Raw genomic sequence first — 20057 nt, forward strand, 5'->3', positions numbered from 1 at the left:
CCAATCACCGGCACCAGGCCGGCATGGCCGCACGCGACTCCAGCCCCTGCACGCTCTGTGCAATTTGCTGCGACCACTGCTGCACTAGTTGCTGTGTCGACGACACCACGGCATCGACACCGGCGCCAGCCGGCACCGTCAACGTGTTCTGGCAGGTGAGGGCGGTGGCCGCCGCCGGGCCCTGCGTTTGCGTTGCCGCATCGCGCGTCACACGCCAGGTCGCCAGCGCCGTCACGTTCTGGCCGGGGCGCGCATCGTAGCTGCGCATGTCGGCAGCGATGCGGTAGAGCGGCACGCCGGCAGGCGCCACGCCACCCCCCACATCCACCGCCGATAGCGCGCCAGCCAGATTGGCCGACAGTGCATCGCGCAGCTCCGAACCGAACGGCGCCGCCCAGCGCTGCTGCTCGAGCGCCTGGATTTCGCTGTCAGACGTGCGCAGCACGATCTGCGGCTTGTCCAGACGGTCAGGCACGCGCACGCCCGTCAGGCGGAAGGCGCGCTGGAAGCGTGCGTCAGGCGCGGGTGCCTCACTGCGCAGCGACAGTGTATGCAACGTCGGCGTGGGCGAGGCGCACGCCGCCATCAGCGCGGCAGCGGCAACCGCGCTGGCCAGTCGAAGGGAAGAAGACAGCGTCGGCGTTTGCATCATTGCGCATCCTTTGCCTTGCCCCGGATCAGCGCTTCGGGGTGGGTTTGCAGGTAATCGGTCAGCACACGCACCGAGGCGGCGGCCTTGGCCACCTGTTCCAGTGTGTCGCGTGCGTTGTGCTGCAGCGGCGCGTCTTCCGAGAAGGTCTGGCGCGCGGTCTCCAGCGTGCGGCGTGCCTCGGCCAGCGTTTCCTTCATCTGCGGAGCCAGGTCGGTGTTGACCGTCTTGGCCAGTTGCTCGGTCTGCTTGAGCGTGGCGTCCAGCGTGCCCAGCGCGCGATGCATGTCCTGGCCGATCTGCTCGAACGGTACCTTGTTGAGCTTTTTGGCAATGCCGGCGAGCTGCGCTTCGATGTCATCGGTCGGGTTGTCGGCGGTCGGGAAGACATAGGTGCCGTCACGATCGCGCATGCCGAAGCGCGGCGGCGTCTTCTCGCGGTCGGCCGGGTCGATGAAGTCGAGCTCCACGAACTGCTGGCCGGTCAGCAGGCTCGCACTCTTCAACCGTGCCCGCATGCCGTTTTGGATGAGCGTGTCGAATTGCGTGCGGACATCCTCCGCGGCGTGCTGCGGGTTGTCGTCGCGGATGTCCATGCCGAAGCGCGTCGGATAGATCACGGCCGTGACCGGCAGCACGAACTCCTTGCGCTTGCGGCTGTAGTGGATGCCGATCGATTTGATCTCACCCACGTTGATGCCCTTGAATTCCATCGGCGCGCCCACCGTCAGGCCGCGCAGCGAGCGGTGGAAGTACATCACCACGGTCTGCGAGATGTGCTCGGGGTCCTTGAGCGCCATGGCCTCGTTGCGCACGAGCTGGTATTCGGTGTTGGACGCAGCGGGCTCGTGGTCCGCCTCTTCGGGTGTCTGGAAGGCAATGCCGCCCAGCGCGACCGCCAGCAGTGATTGCGTGTCGAGCTTCAGGCCGTTGGCATCGAGCTTCAGGTCGATGCCGCTGGCGTTCCAGAAGCGTGTGCCGCGTGTGACGAACTTGTCGAACGGCGCGTTGACGAACGCATGCAGCGTCACGCCTTTGCCGTCGGTGTCGATGTCGTAAGCGGTGATCTGCCCCACGCGCACGCGGCGGAAGTAGACGGGTGAACCGATATCGAGCGAGCCCAGGTCGGGCGCATGGAGCGTGAACTGCTTGCCCGGGGTGTCGGCATAGATGGCAGGCGGTATATCCAGGCCCTTGAAGCTGGATTTCTTGTCGTGCGAGCGTCCACCGTCCACGCCGATATAGGCGCCCGAGAGCAGTGTGCCCAGCCCCGAGACATTGCCGGCGGCCACACGCGGGCGTACCACCCAGAACCGCGTGTCAGCCACGGCGAAGGCCTTGCCGTCGTGCGTGAGTTCAATGAGTGCAACGGCACCGGAGCGATCGTCTGTCAGCCCAACGGACTTCACGACGCCAATGTCGACGCTCTTGTATTTCACGCGCGTCTTGCCCGCTTCGATGCCCTCGGCCGAACTGAAGGTGACCGTGATCTGCGCACCGCGCGCCAGGATCACGCGCGCCATGAGCGTGCCGCCCACCACGAGTGCAACGATGGGCACCAGCCAGATCAGCGAAGGCAGCCAGCGCTTGCGTTTCATGCGGCGCGGCGGCGGGACGTTTTCTTTATCAATGGGGTCGGTCATGCGTCGGTCTCATCGGGATCGGGCTCGTCGACGGCGTCCCAGATCAGGCGGGGGTCAAAACAGCGGGCGGCAAACATGGTCAGTACCACCACGGCGGCGAACGGCCCGACACCGGGGCCAGGCTTGATGACGGCCAGCGTGGACAGGTGCACCAACCCTGCTAGCAGCGCCACCACGAATACATCGAGCATCGACCAGCGGCCGACCGCCTCGACAATCACATACAGCCGCGTGCGAAAGCGCGGGTTCCAGCGCCAGCGCTGCTGCACCGATAGGCACAGCACCGCCAGAATGCCCAGCTTGGCCAGCGGCACAAAGAAGCTGGCGATGAACACGATGATGGCCAGGTGCCACGAGCCCGACGTCCACAGATAGACGATGCCGCTCATGATGGTGTCTTGCTGCGTGCCGACCAGCGTGTCGGTAATCATGACGGGCAGCATGTTGGCCGGCAGGTACATGGCCATGGCGGCGATCAGCAGTGCCCAGCAGCGCATCAGACTGTCGGGTTTGCGTGCGTGCATGGGTGACAGGCAGCGCGGGCAGACCGGCGCGGCGGCGTGCTCGGGCGCATCGTCGTGCGTGAGCGCGGCGTGGGCGGCTGTCTGCGCGCCGGGCATGCGCGCGAGCAGGCCGCAATGCTCGCATGTGGCGAGGCCATGTGCGGCAGCCCGGATTGGGCGAGCGGGTTGCGCGGGGGCAGCGGTGGTGCTCATGCGTGCTCCTCGCCGCTGGTTGCTTCGCCGGGGCGTGCTGCGGCATCCATGCCGGTGGGCGCATCGACCTGCGTGCCCGGTGGGAGCGTCATGCCGATCTCGCGCCAGAACGGACGCAAGTCGATCGACAGCGCAATCGTCATGAACACCGTCAGCGCACCGAACGCCCACAGGCCTGCATCGGCCTGCAGCGACACCATGTGCGCCACCTTGATGAGCGCCACCACCACGCCCAGCATGAAGATCTCGATCATGGCCCAGGGCCGGATCAATGCTGCCGCGCGCAGTGCCAGCGCGGCAGACGGATGCTGCCGCCCGCGCAGCCGTGCGATCAGCAGCGGTGCCAGTACGGTCAGGTACAGCAGCGGGAACAGCAGCGTGGTCAGGCCCACCAGCACGGCCGCAAACACCATGTCGTAGTTGTACAGCGCTTCAACGGCGCCCCACAGCGTGGTGGTGTTGCGGTTGCCGCCGCCGTTCAGCTCGGCAATCGGGAAGACGTTGGCAACGAAGTAGACGATCAGCCCCGTCACGATCAATGGCAGCAGCACGGACAGCCGCTCGCTCTGGTTGCGATACAGCTTGACGCCGCAGCGCGTGCAGCGCGCCTCTTCATCCAGCGCGATGACCTCGTGGCGGTGCAGGGTGTCGCAATGTTCGCAGGCGATCCACGCGTCGGGGTCCCCTGGCAATGGCTGTGCAACCGGGGCGGCGGGTGTAGCGGAAGCGGCGCCCGTTGCGTCATCTGGCGCCAGCCCGGGCAGGGGCGCGCGCCAAGACTGCGGCAGCGGGAAGGAAAATTTCACGTCGAACAACTCCATCGTCTGGCCGGCGAGCGGGCCGTTACGTAACTTCTGCGCCACATGGAAAGGCGCAGCCTCATGCCGGATCAGGTTGGGGGCGATTATACATACAAGGTTGAATGTATAAGCGCCTCCACCCTGGGTTCGCATTTTGACGGTGGAAGCGATGCAAGAATCCCGCCATCCACATTGTTTGAAGGTTGTCTTCTTGACTAACCGCCGACGCCCAACTGGGCTGCGTGGTGCAGCAGATGGTCTTCGATAAAGGTCTCGATGAAGTAGTAGCCGTGGTCGTAGCCGGGGTGGCGGCGTAGTTGCAGCGGTTGTCCGGCGGCGGCGCAGGCTGCGGCAAAGTCGTCGGGATAGAGCTGTTCGACGAGGAATTTGTCGGCTTCGCCCTGATCGACAAGGATGCCACCGGGGAATGGGCACTGAGCCTGCCGCATCAGTTGCGTGGCGTCGTGCGCGGCCCACGCGGCGCGGTCGTCACCGAGGTAGCCCGTGAATGCCTTGATGCCCCACGGGCACACGGACGGATGCGCAATGGGCGCGAACGCCGAGACCGAGGCAAAGCGCTCCCGATGGCGCAGCGCCAGCGTTAGTGCACCATGGCCGCCCATCGAGTGCCCGAAGATGCCGATGCGCCCGTGGGCGACCGGAAAGGCGACCCGCGCGATGTGATGCAGCTCCTCGGCGATGTAGCTCTCCATCCGGTAGTGCTCGCGCCAGGGCGCCTGTGTCGCGTCCAGATAGAAGCCGGCGCTGACGCCGAAATCCCAGCTGTCCGCTTCGCCGGGCACGTTGGCGCCGCGCGGGCTGGTGTCGGGCGCAATCAGGATGAGCCCCTCGCGCGCCGCCACGCGTTGCGCGCCGGCCTTGATGGCGAAGGTCTCTTCCGTGCAAGTCAGGCCGGCCAAGTAGAACAGCGCGGGGCGTTTCTCACCGGCCAGCGCTTGCGGCGGCAGGTAGACCGAGAAGCGCATCGGCAGCCCGATCGTCGTGGAGGCATGCCGATAGAAGCGCTGCACGCCGCCAAAGCAGGCGTGTTCGGAGATCAGCTCAAGTGCTGGCACCGGGATGGTCATTCGCGTGGCTCCCCAATCCTCAGTACAGCACGACCGAACGGATCGACTCGCCGCGCTTCATCAGGTCGAAGCCCTCGTTGATGCGCTCCAGCGGCAGCGTGTGCGTGATGAGGTCGTCGATGTTGAGCTTGCCCTCCATGTACCAGTCGACGATCTTCGGCACATCGGTGCGGCCGCGTGCGCCGCCGAATGCGGAGCCTTTCCATTCCCGACCGGTCACGAGCTGGAACGGGCGCGTGCTGATCTCTGCGCCGGCTTCGGCCACGCCGATGATGATCGACTGGCCCCAGCCCTTGTGGCAGCACTCCAGCGCCTGGCGCATGACCTGTGTATTGCCGATGCATTCGAACGAGTAGTCCGCGCCGCCGTCGGTGAGCTGCACGATATGGTCGACCACGTTGTCGACGTCCTTCGGGTTGATGAAGTGCGTCATGCCGAATTTGCGGGCCATGGCTTCACGCCCGGGGTTCAGGTCCACGCCGATGATCTTGTCGGCGCCCACCATCTTGGCGCCCTGGATCACGTTCAGACCGATGCCGCCCAGACCGAACACCACCACGTTGGCACCGGCTTCTACCTTGGCCGTGTAGACCACTGCACCCACGCCCGTGGTGACGCCGCAGCCGATGTAGCAGACCTTGTCGAAGGGCGCATCCGGGCGGATCTTTGCCAGCGCAATCTCCGGCACCACGATGTGGTTCGCAAACGTGGACGTGCCCATGTAGTGGAACAGCGGCTTGCCGTCGATCGAGAAGCGCGACGTGCCGTCCGGCATCAGGCCCTTGCCCTGCGTGGCGCGAATCGCCTGACACAGGTTGGTCTTGCGCGACAGGCAGAACTTGCACTGGCGGCATTCCGGCGTGTAGAGGGGGATCACGTGGTCGCCGGCCTTCAACGAGGTCACGCCTGCACCCACTTCCAGCACCACACCCGCACCCTCGTGGCCGAGGATCGCCGGGAAGATGCCTTCCGGGTCTGCGCCCGAGAGCGTGTAGTAATCGGTATGGCAGATGCCGGTCGCCTTGATCTCGACCAGCACCTCGCCGGCGCGCGGGCCTTGCAGGTCGACTTCTTCCACGGTCAGCGGGGCACCGGCTTTCCAGGCGATGGCGGCTTTGGTTTTCATGTGGACTCCTTTTGGTAGATGGGCGCCGTTTGGCTGCCGGCTTGATACGAGACGGGCGATTGTAGTGCGTTGCCTGCCACGGCAATGTGTCATGCGCGTAATAGGTGTCAGACCAGACTTCAGATTTCCTTACGACGGCCGTTTCTTGAGCGACGGCACGGCCGACAGGGTCTTGTGCTGCTTGCCTTACATGGCGGAACCGCCGCCATGGGCTTCGTAGGAAACCATACCGTGCTTGCTTCCATTCGTACCCGCATCTTGCTGACCTGCGTTGCCATCGTGGTCGGCGCACTGACTTTCGCTGGTGGCCTCAACTATCTCGTCACCCGCTCGTACAACGACGAGTCGATCCGCCAGAACCTGCAGTCGGTCGCGCGCGGCCATATCGCCGGCATTGACGACTGGATTGCCGCCAAGACACAGATGATGGTGTCGCTGCAAGACGTGGCGCTGTCGGCAGACCCGATCGCCGTATTCAAGGCCGTGCATCAGGCCGGTGGTTTCATCAACGTCTACGTTGGCTATGCCGACAAGACGTACAAGTTCTCGAACCCCGAAGGGATTCCGCCCACCTACGACCCGACCGCGCGCCCCTGGTACAAGCAGGCCGCCGACGCAGGCAAGCCCGTGGTGACGCCGCCGTACGTGAGCGCGAGCACCGGCCAACTGGTGGTGACGTTCGCGGTGCCCATCCTGCGCGATGGCGGCCTCAAGGGCGTGATTGGCGGCGACGTGGCGATGGACAGCGTGATCGCCAACGTGAAGGCGATCCACCCGACGCCGGCCAGCTTCGGCTTCCTGGTCAACGCAGCCGGCAAGATCGTCGCGCACCCCGATGACAAGCTCACGCTCAAGCCCGCGACCGACCTGTCGGCAGGCCTGAACGAAGCCACGCTCGCTGTGCTGGCGCAAGCCACCAAGCCGGTGGAAGTGGATGTGAACGGCGCGACCAAGCTGCTCTACCGCCAGGGCGTGAAGGGCTCCGACTGGGGGTTGGTGGTGGCGCTGGACAAGTCCGATGCCACGGCGGGTATGCGCTCTCTGGTCATGACCTCGATTGGTGCGCTGGTGGCGGTGGCCGTGGTGGCCGCGCTGATCGTCGGCGCCATGACCGCGCGCGCATTCCGCCGCCTGTCGTTGATCCGTGATGCGATGGACGACATCGGCTCGGGCAGCGGCGACCTCACCAAGCGTCTGCCGTCTGACGGCGAAGACGAAGTCGCGCAGATCGCCCGCTCGTTCAATACCTTTGCCGACAAGCTGACGGCCGTGATGCAGCAGATCCGCCTGGGCAGCGACTCGGTGCGCTCGGCCGCGCAGGAGATTGCTGCCGGCAATGCCGACCTGTCGCAACGCACGGAAGAGCAGGCCAGCTCGCTGGAAGAAACCGCATCGAGCATGGAAGAGCTCACGAGCATCGTGAAGCAGAACGCCGACAACGCGCGTCAGGCGAGCCAGCTTGCCGTCACCGCATCGGACGTTGCCACGCGCGGCGGCGATGTGGTCGGCCAGGTCGTGCAGACCATGGGCGGCATCAACGAGAGCAGCAAGAAGATTGCCGACATCATCGGCGTGATCGAAAGCATCGCCTTCCAGACCAACATCCTGGCGCTCAATGCTGCGGTGGAAGCGGCACGTGCGGGCGAACAGGGCCGCGGCTTTGCGGTGGTGGCCAGCGAAGTGCGCAGCCTGGCGCAACGCTCGGCCGGTGCCGCGAAGGAAATCAAGGCGCTCATCAGCGACTCGGTGGACCGTGTGAGCAACGGCACGGCACTGGTCGATCAGGCCGGCGTGACGATGGCAGAGATTGTTGACGCGGTGAAGCGCGTGACCGACATCATGGGCGAGATCTCGTCGGCCTCGGAAGAGCAGAGCAGCGGCATCGAGCAGGTCAACCAGGCCGTCAACCAGATGGACCAGGTGACGCAGCAGAACGCTGCACTGGTCGAACAAGCTGCTGCTGCGGCGGAGTCGCTTGAGGAACAGGCCCACAACCTCAACGAGGCCGTGGGGCAGTTCCGCCTCTCGCACTGAGCCTGACTCAGGCTCCCGGGGCGGCTGCGCTGGCGGCCGCCTTGGCGTTGTCCTGTTCTGCCGCCAGCGCCAGATCGGCCGCTTGCGCACGTTGCAGGGCCGGGCGCGCCATGACGCGATCAATATAGGCGCGCACCACCGGTGTTTCCGGCATCAGCTTGAACATCGTGATCCAACCCAGCGCTGCACCCCACAGGACGTCTGCCGCCGTGAAGCGTTCGCCCAGCAGGTAAGGGCCCTTGGCGAGCTGCGCGTTGATCGTCTTGATCACAGTGTCGAAGTCGCCATACGGCGACAGCGAGTACGCAGCCGGTGGCCGATTCATCGAGCGGTCCACCACGGCCGGCTCGAAGCACGCGCCGTAGAACGCCATCCATCGCAGGTACGCGCCGCGTAGCGGGTCACCCACTGCCGGTGACAGGCCCGCCTCCGGATACAACTCTGCCGCATACATGTAGATGGCGACCTGCTCGGTTACCACCTCATCACCGTGACGCAGCGTCGGCACCTTGCCCAGCGGGTTGATCGCACGGAACGCCGGCACCTTGTGCTCGCCCGTGCTCAGGTCGAACGTGTGCAGTTCATAGTCGGCGCCCAGTTCTTCGAGCAGCATGCGTACGCCCCGCGAGCGGCTGCGCGGCGAGTGATACAGGATCAGGTGGCGGTCTTGCGACATCGTGGTCTCCGGTGTGTATGAATCAGAGACTGCCACTGTAGGCCGACGATTCCCCCGCGTCTTGGAAAAATCCGCTGTGGCGGTGCATCATCGCGGCATTGCTTTCGATGTGGCTTCCATGACTGACCTGCGTGATGTTGTCGACAGCCCCAAGGGTGTGGTCGATCCGCTGGCCTTTCGCCAGCGCGTTCGCTTGAACCGCTACCAGCCAAGCGCCGCGCTGGCCGGCGTGCTGGATCACCACTGGATCGTTGAATGGGACTTGCGCGGCCAGCCGCCGTTCGCGCAGCGCACGTTGCCGTATCCGTGCGTGAACGTGGTCTTCGACAGGAGGCAGACGGGCATCTTTGGTGTGGTGTCGGGCGCCTTCGAGACCACGCTGGCCGAGGCGGGCCGCGTGATCGGCTTGCGCTTTCGGCCCGGCGCCTTTCGTGCGTTCTTCGGCAAGTCCGTGCACTTACTGACCGACAGGGTGCTGCCGGTATCCACGCTGCTTGATTGCGACGATGCGCAGGCTGAGGAGGTCGTGCTCAGCGCGCAGGATGACGCGGGCATGGTTGCGGCCGCAGAAACGCTGCTGCTGCGCGTGCTGCCGCCGCCCGACCCGCAGGTCGAGCGCATCCACGCCATCCTGCAGATGCTGCAGCAGGACGCGGGTTTGACGCAGGTGCGTGACCTTGCCGAACGCGCGGCCTTGAGCGAGCGCACGCTGCAGCAGTTGTTCTCTGAGTACGTGGGCGTGACGCCCAAGTGGGTGATTCGCCGCTACCGCCTGCATGAAGCGGCGGATCAGCTCGCCAATGGGGCAGACGTCGATCTGGCTGAACTCGCGCACGCGCTGGGCTACTTCGACCAGGCGCACTTCACGCGCGATTTCCGTCGCCTGGTCGGCAAGGCACCGGCGGAGTACCGGCGCAGCAATCAATCCTAGCCACGTGTCTTAGTCCGCCGCTACCGACAAATCGTGTGGGGGCGATGGCGGGTCGGTCATCACGCGGTTGCGCCCGGCCAGCTTGCCTTCATACAGCAGGCGGTCGGCACGCTTGAGCAGCGATTCCAGCGTCGGATGGTCCGCCGCCCGCGCCACGGCCACGCCAAAGCTGGCCGTCATGCGGCAGGGCACGTCGGTGCCGGTCGGCACGGTCGCTTCCGCAATGCGCTTGCGCAGGCGTTCGGCCACGCTGCGTGCTTGGTCTAGGCTGTCTGCCCACACCATCACCGCGAACTCCTCGCCACCAATGCGCGCTACCAGGTCGGCCGCGGGGCCGTCGGTGCGGCACAGGCGCGCCACGGTACGCAGTGCCTCGTCACCGACGGCGTGGCCGTAGGTGTCGTTGATGCGCTTGAAGTGGTCGACGTCAAACATCACCAGCGCGATGAGAGGCGCCTTGGGTTGGGGCGCCTTGCACATCGCAATCGACTGATCTTCAAAGGCGCGCCGGTTGAGCAACTGGGTGAGCGGGTCGGTCTCGGCCATGCGCGCGAGTTCCTGCATCAGGTGCGCGCGTTCCAGTTCAAGCCGGCGCCGCTCGATGCTGTTGATGCGCAGCACGCGGATCGCCTCAAACATGGCGCGGATCTCGCGCCGCGTGAAGCTGGTCGGGATATGCAGGCTCAGGTTGCCGCGTGCGATGGCATCGATCAGGCGCGTGGCGTTGACGAACGGCCGCACCACGTCACGGCGGAACGAAACGATCATCCAAGCCAGCGCCCCCAGCACCGACAGCACAGCCGCCGCCGAGCCCAGCAGCACCCAGAGCATGGCGCGCCGGTGCGCGCGGATGTCGTCTTCGGCCAGGCGCAGCACGCTGTCGCGGAAATCGGTGACAGCGCGCATGGTCGGCACATAGCGCTCGGCGAATTGGCCGGTGGTGACGTCCGCCCCGCCGGGTTGGTTGGTGGCGGCGCGCACGGCTTCGAGATAGCGCAGGCCGTCGCCAAAATACTGTGCATTCAGCGTGTCCATGGCGTGCTGGCCCAGCGCGGATCCGCGCATGATGCGCGTCTCGATCATGGCGCGCAGCTGGTCGATGCGGCCATGCGTGCGCTCGATGGCGAGCTGTTCACTCTGCGTCAGCTTGCGGCGCATGGCCAGCGCGCTGGTGAAGCGTGAGCCGAGCTGGCCGGCGTACTCGCGCAGGTCGGCGGCCAGCCGGGCCAGTGTCAGGCAGTTGAGCACGTCGGGGTCGCCGCGCGTGATGTTGGCCGTGCGTGCGTTGATGATCGGCATGAATTCGGGAATCACCCCGATCATGCGGTCCACCGCATCCGCCAGTGCGCCGTTGCCGCGCGACTGCAGGGGCTGGGTGACAAGGTTGTCGACGTTCTGGCGCGCGCGGGACAGGTCGGCCTGTGCCTGGCGCGCGGCATCGGCGTCGGCAACGCAGCCGGGGCAGTGATCAGGTTGCAGTGCGTTGAGCAGCGTGGCGATGTGCTCGTCGCTGGCGGCGCGCATGCGTTGCAGAGCGGCGGTACGTTCGGCCGGCAGCGGCAGGTCTTCGCCCAGCACGCCGTTGGTCGGGCCGCGCTCGGCCGAGACCTTCTCCATCGTCAACAGCACGGCGCGCAGCGCCTGGAAGCTGCGCGCGGCGTCATCCGCCCGGCCGTAGGCAAGCCATGCGTAGCCGAGCAGCCAGCACGACAGCGAGAGCACCGGGATGAGGACGATGGCGACACTGGCGCCGAAGCGCCTGTCCATCGACGTTTCTGAGGACATGAGCGGGAGCGGTGGCGTCTTGGCAGGCCTGACGGGCAAATCGGCGAGGGTGGCAGCGCAGCGGATGTGCGCGATGCTTACCCAGCCTAACGGCAAGACGGAGGGCATCTTTACGTTGCCATTGAACGCGCCCCCGGTGCGCAGACTGCAAACAAATGAAAAAGGATTCTTGCGGATCCTTTAAGACGAGTGAGGTCCGTTCCCGATGACATGCCAAGAGTAGAATGTTGGAATGATTGGGTGACCAGGAGCTTGTGAGTGAATCCGTTGCTGAATGCAGAGCGCAAGGGGGTTGCCCTGTATACCCAGTTGGCCAGCCTGCTTCGGGGGCGGATCTTGCAGGGGGACTGGAAGCGCGGCGATCAGTTGCCTTCGATCCCCGAGCTATGTGCCTTCTATGGGGTCGGCACGATCACGGTGCGTCAGGCGCTGGCGGAACTGAGCGCCGAAGGCCTGGTGAACAGCGCGCGGGGCCGCGGTACCTTTGTCACGGCAGATATCGTGTCGCCCGCCGACAACGAAGACCTGCGTCACGCCATCAATGACCCCCTGAGCCTTGCGCCGGGGCAGACCATCCGGCTGCTCCTGCGCGAGCCCGCGCATGCGCTGCCCGCAGCATTGAAGACCGGCCAGCCCGAACACGCGGCCTACATGCGGGTCCGCACCGTGCATCTGCATGACGGCGAGCCCTATGGTGTGATGGATACCTACGTCGCGCGGGAAACCTACGACCGGCTTCCCAAAGGCAGCGATGCGCAGCACAAGATCGGTTACCTGGTGCGCAAGTACAACCGTATCCCGCTCGCCAAGGTGCGCCAGGAGATCACCGTCGCCTATGCGGATCAGGAGGTCGCGGGCCTGCTGAGCGCAGCGCGTGCGGACTACAGCATGGCCGACCCGCTGGTGCGCACCCGGCGCTGGTGGACGGACGACGCTGGCTGCGTGATCCATGCCGGCCTCTATCTCTATCGCGCAGACAAATTCGTGCTCGATATGACGCACGATCTTGTCGGTGACGACCGCAGTACGGATCTGATTCCGGTGACAGGCAGTGGCACCCGCTCGCCGCGAGCGGGTGCGCAAAAACGCCGATCCGGAACGAAGGCTTAAGCGCGACCGCCTTCGAGCATGGCGCCGTAGATCCAGTGCCGCAGGTCGCGGCGCACCTGATAGGTGGTGGAGGGCAGGAGCTGCGTCATGAAGATCACGATCAGGTCTTCGGCCGGGTCGATCCAGAACGACGTGCTGGCGCCGCCGCCCCAGAAATAGTCCCCCACGCTGCCGGGCATCATCGTGCTTGCCACGTCTTGCGTCACGGCAAAGCCCAGGCCGAACCCGAGGCCCGGATAGACCGCCTCGCTGAACGAAGAGCGCGACATCTGATCGAGCGTCTTGCCGTCCGGCAGATGATTGAGCGTCATCAGCTCGATGGTCTTGGGGCTGAGAATCTGGTGCCCGTCGATCGAGCCGCCATTGAGCAGCATCCGGCAGAAGCGCAGGTAGTCGTGCGCGGTCGACACCAGCCCGCTGCCGCCTGACGCCAGCGCGGGCGCCTGGAGGAACGCGCTCGTGGCCGGGTCGTCTTGCAGATGCAGGCCGCCGGTGGGCGTGGGGCGATAGCAGGCGCAGAGGCGCTCAGCCTTGTCATCCGGCACGAAGAAGCCCGTGTCCGGCATGCCGATCGGATCGAAGAGGGCGGTCTTCAGGTAATCGGCAAAGGACTGTCCGGAGATCTGTTCGATCAGGTAGCCCAGCACGTGGGTGGCCACGGAGTAGTTCCACTCCTCGCCCGGCGAATAGTCGAGCGGCAGTTGGCTCAGGCTTTCGATCATGCCGCCCAGGCCGGTCGGGTTGTTGGGCTCGCCGATGGCCAGTTCACGGTAAGCCGCGTCGACATTGGTACGGGCCTGGAAGAAGTAGGACAGGCCGGCGGTATGGCGCAGCAGGTCCACGATCAGCATCTCGCGGCCGACCGGGCGAGTGTGGAAGCCGCCAAGGCTGCGCGCGCCGGCCACGGCAACGCCCAGTTGCTTCCACGCCGGAATGAAGCGTGAGACCGGATCATCCAGCGCCACCAGCCCTTGCTCGACCAGCGTCATGAACGCCACGCTGGTGATCGGCTTGGTCATCGAATAGATGCGGAAGATGGCGTCGTCACGCATGGGCTTGTCACGCTCCAGGTCCATCGACCCCACCACATTCGCATGCGCGAGCTCGCCACGGCGATAGACCAGCGTGACCGCACCGGGCAGATGCCCCGACGCCACGTATCGCGCATTCAGCGCCGCATCGAACGCCTGCAGACGCTGCGACGACAACCCCACCTGTTCCGCCATTGCCATGCTCGATCCCCAAAAAGGGATGCCGGCCTCAGGGTGCCGGCATCCGTTTCGCACAGGCTACCAACGCGCGGTAGCCGCTAAACATTCTAAAAATAGGATATTAGCACTTTAATGGGCAAGGCGCACTGTTTGCTGAAGGATGGGTTAGTGCATCCGGCTTGGTGGGCAACAGCGCAGGTGGGCCATTCAGGCAGCCGCAGAGGGCACGGCGGCCAGTGGTGATGCTTCAGCCTGAGTGCGCCACCAAGCCGGCGTAGGACCCGGTTGCACCATGTCGAGCTTCGCCCCGATGGCCGGTGTCAGCACTTCCACCGCGCGGGCGCGCGCCGCAGCGGCAATGCGTTCAAAGGGTTCCTGCCAGGCATGAAACGCCAAGTCGAACGTGCCGTTGTGAATCGGCACGAGTCGGCGCCCGCGCAAATCCAGATGCGCTTGAACGGTCTGCTCCGGCAACATGTGCACGTAGGCCCAGCGCGGGTCGTAGGCGCCGGTTTCCATCAGGGTCAGGTCGAATGGTCCGAAGCGCTCGCCAATGGTTTTGAAGCCCGGGAAGTAGCCGGTGTCGCCGCTGAAGAAGACGCGCAGGTCATCGTCGATCATGACCCACGATGCCCACAGTGTGCGGTTGCCGTCAAACGGCGTGCGACCCGAAAAGTGCTGTGCGGGGGTGGCGGTGAATTGCAGGCCGCTCACCGTGGTCGACTCCCACCAGTTGAGCTGCCGCACCTGATCGGCGGCGATGCCCCAATCGATGAGCCGATCGCCCACACCCAGGGGCGTGAGGAAGTGCTTCACCTTGGGCGCGAGCGTGAGGACGGTCGCGCGGTCCAGATGGTCGTAGTGATCATGCGAGAGGATGACCGCCTCTATGTCCGGCAGGTCTGCCAGCGCGATGGGCGGCGCGTGGAATCGCTTGGGGCCGAGCCACTGCACCGGCGAGGCACGTTCTGCGAACACCGGATCAGTCAGCCAGAAAACGCCGCGCAGCTTGAGCAGTACGGTGGAGTGGCCAAGGCGGAACAGTGAGCGATCGGGCGCCGCGAGCAGGGCTTCACGCGTCAACGCGTGGGTCGGCACAGGTTGGCTCGGCACGGTACCCGCCGGCTTGTTGAAGAAGGCCCACAGCAAACGCAGTCCTGACCAGAAACCACTCTTGGGGCGGCTGACTGCGTTGTGGAATGTGTCATTCGCGCCGGGAGCGGCCGATGGCTGGGGGGCGGCAACAGGCGAGGGCGAAGCGGTGGGGTGCACAGACATTGGGGGAGAACTCCGACAGCAAGGGGCAAACGGATCAGGTGGGGGCAGCAAGCCCTGACTGACACGTCCTCCGCAACGATGATGCCTTGCGCCGTCGCATGGGAGGACATAACATGAGGCGGCCTCCGCTTAATATGCGGAGGCTTCCTCCGTTTGTCAAGCGAGACACGATTCAGTGGCCGAGAAGATCACAAACCGAAAACCCAGAGCCGATGCCGAGCGGAATCGCCAACGTCTGCTGGACGTGGCCAAGGTGGCGTTTGCAGAGAAGGGCGTTTCTGCCAGCCTGGAAGAGATTGCACGCGAGGCGGGCTTGGGGATCGGCACGCTGTACCGGCACTTTCCAACGCGCGAGGCGCTGATCGACGAGATCTACCGGGATGAAGGCAATCGGCTCGTGGAGGCGGCACAGCAGCTGTCCGCCGAACTCGCGCCATTGGACGCCATTCAGGCCTGGCTGCTGCTGTTCATCGGCTATCTGGCCAACAAACAGATTCACGCCGACGTGCTCAACTGCATGGTCGGTGGCAAGGACGACGTCTGTACCTTGTCCGCCGATGCGATCGTCGAGGCACTGACCTTGCTGATGCAGCGTGCGCGAGAGGCGGGCGAGATCCATCACCCGATCGAACCGCTGGAACTGCTCTGCGCGATTGCGGGTGTGGCGACGTTCGGGGTCGACACCGATTGGGAGGCCGGCGCGAAGCGCCTCGTCGCGTTGATGGTCTCGGGGCTGCGCAGCCCATCGGTGCCCCGGTAGCGGCACCTTTGCGTGCGCTGGCAGCAGCACCCGCAACTGCTATGACAGCGGCACGGTCGCGGGCATACTCCGGTTCAACTCACTTGGCTCTGGTCTTGTCCAGGGTCTTCAGACTTCACCTTCACGCGAAGACGCACCATGGATAGCGGAAACGACCGCCGGTATTTTTTCTACTTTCTGCTGTTTGTCGTCACCATCGGACTCTGCTGGATACTCTCGCCCTTTTTTGGGGCGGTGTTCTGGGGTGTCATCCTGGCGATTTTGTTCCAGCCCGTGCAGCGCTGGCTGGTCGCCCGGTTCAACAAGCGGCGCAACCTGGCCGCGCTCGTCACGCTCACCCTGATCATCCTGATCGTGATCCTGCCGCTGTTGTTCGTGGCGATCACGCTTGTGCAGGAAGTGGCCTACGTCTATCAGGAAATCAAGAACGCGCAGCCCAACTATTCGCAGTACTTCCAGGAGGTCATGCACGCGCTGCCGACGTCGATCCAGCAACTGCTCGCCAAGTATGGTCTGGCCAATCTGCCGGGCATCCAGCGCAAGCTCAGCGACGGCGCCGCGCAGATCAGCCAGTTTGCGGCAACCCAGGCACTCACCATCGGCCAGAACACCTTCCAGTTCGTCATCAGTTTTGGTGTGATGCTTTACATGGTGTTTTTCCTGCTGCGCGACGGCGGCGAGATCGGCCGTCGCGTGCGCCGCGCGCTGCCGCTCGATGAAGAACACAAGAACCTGCTGTTGGTCAAGTTCACCACCGTCGTGCGCGCCACCGTGAAGGGCAACATCGCAGTGGCGCTGGTGCAGGGTGCGCTCGGCGGCTTCATCTTCTGGGTCGTGGGTATCGAGGGCGTTGTGCTGTGGGGCGCGCTGATGGCATTTCTGTCGCTGCTGCCCGCGATTGGCGCGAGCATTGTCTGGGTGCCGGCCGCGCTGTACTTCCTGGCGACGGGCGCGCTGGGGAAATGCGCGATCCTCGTGGTGTTCTGCGTGGGCGTGATCGGGCTCGTTGACAATCTGCTGCGCCCGATCCTCGTCGGCAAGGATACGAAGATGCCCGATTGGGTCGTGCTGATCTCGACGCTCGGCGGGATGGCGTTGTTCGGCATCACTGGCTTCGTGATCGGGCCGCTCGTTGCCGCGCTGTTCATGGCGAGCTGGGACATCTTTGCGCGCGCCGGACAGGCAGAGTGATGCTGCAGGCGGCGCTGTGATCTGCATCACGTTCACGGCGATGCCAATTTCAGGCACAATTCGCCGTCTTGTGGAGATGGCATTCCTCCCTTAACCGCCGGCGCGACCAACTGCCGGCTGATGATGCCTACAAATTCCTGGACAAGGAAGTTGTGGGCACACGTCTATACGACATCCTGTCGTCCAGGTTTGCGTTCTACGAATCTGGTCATCATGAAGAAAACGATCACACGCTCCGAGCCACTGCTGATGCTGGCGTATCTGCTGCGCTGGCTCTCGCTGGGGGCGCTCGTCGGCATGCTCGCGGGGCTGGGCTCTGCGGTGCTGCTGCTGGCGCTGGACTGGGCGACCGACACGCGCATCGCGCATCCGTGGCTGCTTTGGTTGCTGCCCGCAGCCGGTCTAGCTGTCGGCCTGCTGTATCACTACACGGGCCGCTCGGTGGAGGGCGGCAACAACCTCCTCATTGACGAAATCCACGATCCAAAGCGCGTGGTGCCGAAGCGCATGGCACCGCTGATCCTGCTCGGTACCGTTGTTACCCATCTCTTTGGCGGCTCGGCCGGGCGCGAGGGGACTGCAGTCCAGATGGGCGGCAGCTTTGCGGACTATCTGACCCGGTTGTTCAAGCTGGACCCGGGCGATCGCCGCATCCTGCTGATGGCCGGCATCAGCGCTGGTTTTGCATCGGTGTTTGGCACACCGCTGGCTGGCGCCGTGTTTGGTCTAGAGGTGTTGGCCATCGGGCGCCTGCGCTATGACGCGATCCTGCCGTGCTTTATTGCGGCCATCGTTGGTGATCTGGTGCCGCCCCTGCTGGGCGTCCATCACACGCCCTACGCGATTCCGTTTGTGCCGCATCTCACACCGGTTGCGATCGGCATGGTGGTGCTGGCCGGTATCGTCTTCGGCCTGGCGGGCAAGACCTTTGCGGCGCTCACGCACAAGCTCGGGCGTCTGTTGAAGCATCGCATTCCGTTTGGTCCGCTGCGTCCTGTGCTGGGCGGCTGTGTCGTGGTGGCCGGTGCCATGGCGCTGGGGACTGATAGATACCTCGGGCTGGGCATTCCCGTCATCGTCGATGCCTTCCACAATCCGTTGCCGGCCTACGACTTTGCCGGCAAGGCGGCCTTTACCATCGTGACGCTGGCGTCTGGCTTCAAGGGGGGCGAGGTGACGCCGCTGTTCTACATCGGCGCCACGCTGGGCAATGCGCTTGGTTATGTGTTGCCGCTACCGTTCCCGCTGCTGGCCGGTCTCGGGTTCGTTGCGGTGTTTGCGGGTGCGGCCAACACGCCGATCGCGTCGACCTTGATGGCGATGGAGCTGTTCGGCCCAGAGGTCGGTACCTTCGCCGGCATTGCGTGTGTGGTGAGCTACCTCTTCTCGGGCCACGCGGGCATCTATCACGCACAGCGCATCGGCCATGCGAAACGCCCGTCCGGACAGGACAGCGAACAAGAAGGGCTCCGCTTGCCGGATCCGCAGGCCACCGGGCAGACATCCGCAGAATCCGCCGAGCGCTCGCAGTCCTGACCTCAATCGCTCTCGACGAGCCGCATCACAATGGCCCTGGCCGAGTTGAGATGGGCGACCGTCATGGAGCGGGCGCCGCGTGCGTTGCGCTCGCGGCATGCCTGGAGGATGTTCTCGTGCTCGTATTGGAACGAGGGGGTGTCTGCAAGCAAGGTGTCCTGCAACCGTTCATAGCGTTCCACCTGGCCGCGCAGCTCTGCGATCGCCTTGAGCGTGAGGGGCCGAGCTTTCCTGGGCGACCTCAGATCCGCTCGAAGCGCAGGCCCGCATGGCGGGTCAGGCGTTCGATGAAGCGTTCGTCGAACATCGTGGCTGGCGTCCAGAAACCGCCAGCACGCCCCGTCTTGGCACCGTCCTTGACGTGGTCCAGCGCGAGGCTGGCGGCTGCCTGGCCCAGCATCTTGCCGGTCGAGCCGTAGCCCGGATCGCGATCTCCGGTGACTTTCACGCGCAAGGTCTTCCCGTCGTCGGTGCGGGCGAAAAAGCGGAGATCGTAGCGGCCGGCCAACTGCGCTGCGGGGCTAGGGCCTTCGCCGGGCTTGGGCAGCAGGAAGCGCTCCATCAGGAGGCGGGCGGGTTTGATGACGATTCCCAGCATGAACGCACCCAGGCCTGCCACCATCGTCACGGCTTTCAGGCGGCCCTGCATGCCACTGCCGGTGATCACCGCTTCGTCATACGTGAACTGGTTGCCATAGGCGTTGCCGGACAACGCGTTCGAGCGATGCACCACGCGCTCGTTGATGGCCGCCATGACGAAGGGCGCGATCCACGCATCGAAATCGGTATCGAATGCAGCGCCCCTGACGGTATGTTGACGCGCCGTAAAACCATGTCCGCTGGGGCAGAGGGCGTATGGGTTGATCAGCTCCTTGCGCAACGCGGGGTCGGCGGCGGCCTCCCGCACCACGTTGATCAGGCTGGCCACGGTGCCACCTGAGGCGCCGCCTTTGAGCGTCTTGACACGCATCTTCACGTGGGCGGCCGGCGTGCCCCATTGCTGCATCGCTTGCCGTTGCAGGAAATAGACGCCCATATCCGACGGCACCGAGTCGAAGCCGCAGCAATGCACGATGCGCGCCCCTGACTGCCGCGCGGTCGACTCGTACTTTTCGACCATGCGCTTGATCCACTGGGTCTCGCCGGTGAGGTCGCAGTAGTCGGTGCCGGTCTGCGCGCAGACCTTGATGAGCGGTTCGCCATACAGCGCGTAGGGGCCGACGGTGGATACCACCACCCGGGTCTGTGCGCATAACGCGCGCAACTGCGTTTCGTTGGCCGCGTCCGCCACGATGGTGGGCAGCGTAGCCCCCGCGGTGCCCAGTGACCGTTTGAGGTCATTGAGCTTGGCTTCGGACCGGCCCGCAATGGCCCAGCGCAGGGTTTCGGCCTGGCCCGAGAAGTGCTCGGCTAGGTAGCGGGTCAGGATCTGGCCAACAAAGCTCGTGGCGCCAAACACGACGAGGTCATAGTCCGGTGCGGTCATGGCGTCTTCCTTCCAGGGGCGAATGAGAGTGCCTGCA

Annotated in this window: 18 protein-coding genes and 1 riboswitch; of the genes, 6 read left to right on the top strand and 12 right to left on the bottom strand. The window is 64.9% G+C overall.

Features of this window, described 5'->3' with window-relative positions; genetic code table 11:
* Nucleotides 1–4: 4 nt before the first annotated feature.
* The 6 genes from ACS13N_RS11135 to ACS13N_RS11160 all read right to left on the bottom strand — a co-directional run bounded on the left by ACS13N_RS11135 (nt 5) and on the right by ACS13N_RS11160 (nt 6022).
* Complete coding sequence (locus ACS13N_RS11135; protein WP_438931717.1) at nt 5–652, bottom strand: PqiC family protein; 648 nt, start codon at nt 650–652, stop codon at nt 5–7.
* Entirely contained in the window at nt 649–2292 is a 1644-nt protein-coding gene (locus tag ACS13N_RS11140; RefSeq protein ID WP_438931718.1) for an intermembrane transport protein PqiB, read from the bottom strand. Before ACS13N_RS11140 ends, ACS13N_RS11135 begins: the two co-directional genes overlap by 4 nt.
* The gene (locus ACS13N_RS11145; protein ID WP_438931719.1) at nt 2289–3008 is read right to left on the bottom strand and encodes a paraquat-inducible protein A; all 720 of its coding nucleotides are present in this window, start codon (nt 3006–3008) and stop codon (nt 2289–2291) included. Before ACS13N_RS11145 ends, ACS13N_RS11140 begins: the two co-directional genes overlap by 4 nt.
* Nucleotides 3005–3829, bottom strand: coding sequence for a paraquat-inducible protein A (locus ACS13N_RS11150; protein WP_438932831.1), 825 nt, complete (start codon nt 3827–3829; stop codon nt 3005–3007). The genes ACS13N_RS11145 and ACS13N_RS11150 overlap by 4 nt, the downstream gene beginning before the upstream one ends.
* A 194-nt stretch (nt 3830–4023) precedes the next feature.
* Complete coding sequence (gene fghA, locus ACS13N_RS11155; protein WP_438931720.1) at nt 4024–4896, bottom strand: S-formylglutathione hydrolase; 873 nt, start codon at nt 4894–4896, stop codon at nt 4024–4026.
* A gap of 19 nt (nt 4897–4915) precedes the next feature.
* Nucleotides 4916–6022: an S-(hydroxymethyl)glutathione dehydrogenase/class III alcohol dehydrogenase gene (locus tag ACS13N_RS11160; RefSeq protein WP_438931721.1), complete on the bottom strand. Its 1107-nt coding sequence runs from the start codon at nt 6020–6022 to the stop codon at nt 4916–4918.
* A 231-nt stretch (nt 6023–6253) separates the two neighbouring features.
* Here ACS13N_RS11160 and ACS13N_RS11165 point away from each other — a divergent pair, with 231 nt between their 5' ends.
* The gene (locus tag ACS13N_RS11165; protein ID WP_438931722.1) at nt 6254–8056 is read left to right on the top strand and encodes a methyl-accepting chemotaxis protein; all 1803 of its coding nucleotides are present in this window, start codon (nt 6254–6256) and stop codon (nt 8054–8056) included.
* Between the two features lie 7 nt (nt 8057–8063).
* On the opposite strand, the gene ACS13N_RS11170 is transcribed toward ACS13N_RS11165, so the two are convergent.
* Entirely contained in the window at nt 8064–8732 is a 669-nt protein-coding gene (locus ACS13N_RS11170) for a glutathione S-transferase family protein (RefSeq protein ID WP_438931723.1), read from the bottom strand.
* Nucleotides 8733–8850: 118 nt separating this feature from the next.
* On the opposite strand from ACS13N_RS11170, the gene ACS13N_RS11175 reads away from it, so the two are divergent.
* Nucleotides 8851–9663 (top strand): DUF6597 domain-containing transcriptional factor, encoded by an 813-nt coding sequence (locus ACS13N_RS11175; RefSeq protein WP_438931724.1) that lies wholly within the window; start codon nt 8851–8853, stop codon nt 9661–9663.
* A 9-nt stretch (nt 9664–9672) separates the two neighbouring features.
* On the opposite strand, the gene ACS13N_RS11180 is transcribed toward ACS13N_RS11175, so the two are convergent.
* Nucleotides 9673–11430 (bottom strand): diguanylate cyclase, encoded by a 1758-nt coding sequence (locus tag ACS13N_RS11180; protein ID WP_438932832.1) that lies wholly within the window; start codon nt 11428–11430, stop codon nt 9673–9675.
* Nucleotides 11431–11706: 276 nt separating this feature from the next.
* Between ACS13N_RS11180 and ACS13N_RS11185 the strand changes: the two genes are divergently transcribed.
* Nucleotides 11707–12558 carry a GntR family transcriptional regulator gene (locus ACS13N_RS11185; RefSeq protein WP_438931725.1) on the top strand — a complete coding sequence of 284 codons (852 nt, stop codon included), beginning with the start codon at nt 11707–11709 and terminating at the stop codon, nt 12556–12558.
* On the opposite strand, the gene ACS13N_RS11190 is transcribed toward ACS13N_RS11185, so the two are convergent.
* Nucleotides 12555–13790: a serine hydrolase domain-containing protein gene (locus ACS13N_RS11190; protein WP_438931726.1), complete on the bottom strand. Its 1236-nt coding sequence runs from the start codon at nt 13788–13790 to the stop codon at nt 12555–12557. The two genes, ACS13N_RS11185 and ACS13N_RS11190, sit on opposite strands and share 4 nt — an antisense overlap.
* A 186-nt stretch (nt 13791–13976) precedes the next feature.
* Nucleotides 13977–15047, bottom strand: a complete 1071-nt coding sequence (locus tag ACS13N_RS11195; protein WP_438931727.1) for an MBL fold metallo-hydrolase — start codon at nt 15045–15047, stop codon at nt 13977–13979.
* Between the two features lie 175 nt (nt 15048–15222).
* Between ACS13N_RS11195 and ACS13N_RS11200 the strand changes: the two genes are divergently transcribed.
* The 3 genes from ACS13N_RS11200 to ACS13N_RS11210 all read left to right on the top strand — a co-directional run bounded on the left by ACS13N_RS11200 (nt 15223) and on the right by ACS13N_RS11210 (nt 18534).
* On the top strand, nt 15223–15807 hold the full coding sequence (locus tag ACS13N_RS11200) for a TetR/AcrR family transcriptional regulator (RefSeq protein ID WP_438931728.1): 585 nt from the start codon (nt 15223–15225) through the stop codon (nt 15805–15807).
* Nucleotides 15808–15945: 138 nt separating this feature from the next.
* A complete protein-coding gene (locus ACS13N_RS11205) occupies nt 15946–16998 on the top strand; it encodes an AI-2E family transporter (protein ID WP_438931729.1) in 1053 nt (350 codons plus the stop codon).
* A gap of 63 nt (nt 16999–17061) precedes the next feature.
* Nucleotides 17062–17135, top strand: a riboswitch (Fluoride riboswitch).
* Between the two features lie 76 nt (nt 17136–17211).
* Nucleotides 17212–18534: a voltage-gated chloride channel family protein gene (locus ACS13N_RS11210; RefSeq protein WP_438931730.1), complete on the top strand. Its 1323-nt coding sequence runs from the start codon at nt 17212–17214 to the stop codon at nt 18532–18534.
* Nucleotides 18535–18536: 2 nt separating this feature from the next.
* Here the strand turns inward: ACS13N_RS11210 and ACS13N_RS11215 are convergent, their stop codons facing one another.
* Nucleotides 18537–18857 carry an FCD domain-containing protein gene (locus tag ACS13N_RS11215; RefSeq protein ID WP_438932833.1) on the bottom strand — a complete coding sequence of 107 codons (321 nt, stop codon included), beginning with the start codon at nt 18855–18857 and terminating at the stop codon, nt 18537–18539.
* Nucleotides 18776–20020, bottom strand: coding sequence for a saccharopine dehydrogenase family protein (locus ACS13N_RS11220; protein ID WP_438931731.1), 1245 nt, complete (start codon nt 20018–20020; stop codon nt 18776–18778). The genes ACS13N_RS11215 and ACS13N_RS11220 overlap by 82 nt, the downstream gene beginning before the upstream one ends.
* Nucleotides 20021–20057: the final 37 nt, after the last annotated feature.

This window comes from Ralstonia sp. 24A2 (assembly GCF_051783885.1).
Lineage (GTDB): Bacteria > Pseudomonadota > Gammaproteobacteria > Burkholderiales > Burkholderiaceae > Ralstonia.

Bases quoted from the DNA above. Each gene is read 5' to 3' on its own strand.
- ACS13N_RS11135 (WP_438931717.1), bottom strand. From the start codon at position 652: ATGATGCAAACGCCGACGCTGTCTTCTTCCCTTCGACTGGCCAGCGCG.
- ACS13N_RS11140 (WP_438931718.1), bottom strand. From the start codon at position 2,292: ATGACCGACCCCATTGATAAAGAAAACGTCCCGCCGCCGCGCCGCATG.
- ACS13N_RS11145 (WP_438931719.1), bottom strand. From the start codon at position 3,008: ATGAGCACCACCGCTGCCCCCGCGCAACCCGCTCGCCCAATCCGGGCT.
- ACS13N_RS11150 (WP_438932831.1), bottom strand. From the start codon at position 3,829: ATGGAGTTGTTCGACGTGAAATTTTCCTTCCCGCTGCCGCAGTCTTGG.
- fghA (WP_438931720.1), bottom strand. From the start codon at position 4,896: ATGACCATCCCGGTGCCAGCACTTGAGCTGATCTCCGAACACGCCTGC.
- ACS13N_RS11160 (WP_438931721.1), bottom strand. From the start codon at position 6,022: ATGAAAACCAAAGCCGCCATCGCCTGGAAAGCCGGTGCCCCGCTGACC.
- ACS13N_RS11170 (WP_438931723.1), bottom strand. From the start codon at position 8,732: ATGTCGCAAGACCGCCACCTGATCCTGTATCACTCGCCGCGCAGCCGC.
- ACS13N_RS11175 (WP_438931724.1), top strand. From the start codon at position 8,851: ATGACTGACCTGCGTGATGTTGTCGACAGCCCCAAGGGTGTGGTCGAT.
- ACS13N_RS11180 (WP_438932832.1), bottom strand. From the start codon at position 11,430: ATGGACAGGCGCTTCGGCGCCAGTGTCGCCATCGTCCTCATCCCGGTG.
- ACS13N_RS11190 (WP_438931726.1), bottom strand. From the start codon at position 13,790: ATGGCAATGGCGGAACAGGTGGGGTTGTCGTCGCAGCGTCTGCAGGCG.
- ACS13N_RS11195 (WP_438931727.1), bottom strand. From the start codon at position 15,047: ATGTCTGTGCACCCCACCGCTTCGCCCTCGCCTGTTGCCGCCCCCCAG.
- ACS13N_RS11205 (WP_438931729.1), top strand. From the start codon at position 15,946: ATGGATAGCGGAAACGACCGCCGGTATTTTTTCTACTTTCTGCTGTTT.
- ACS13N_RS11210 (WP_438931730.1), top strand. From the start codon at position 17,212: ATGAAGAAAACGATCACACGCTCCGAGCCACTGCTGATGCTGGCGTAT.
- ACS13N_RS11220 (WP_438931731.1), bottom strand. From the start codon at position 20,020: ATGACCGCACCGGACTATGACCTCGTCGTGTTTGGCGCCACGAGCTTT.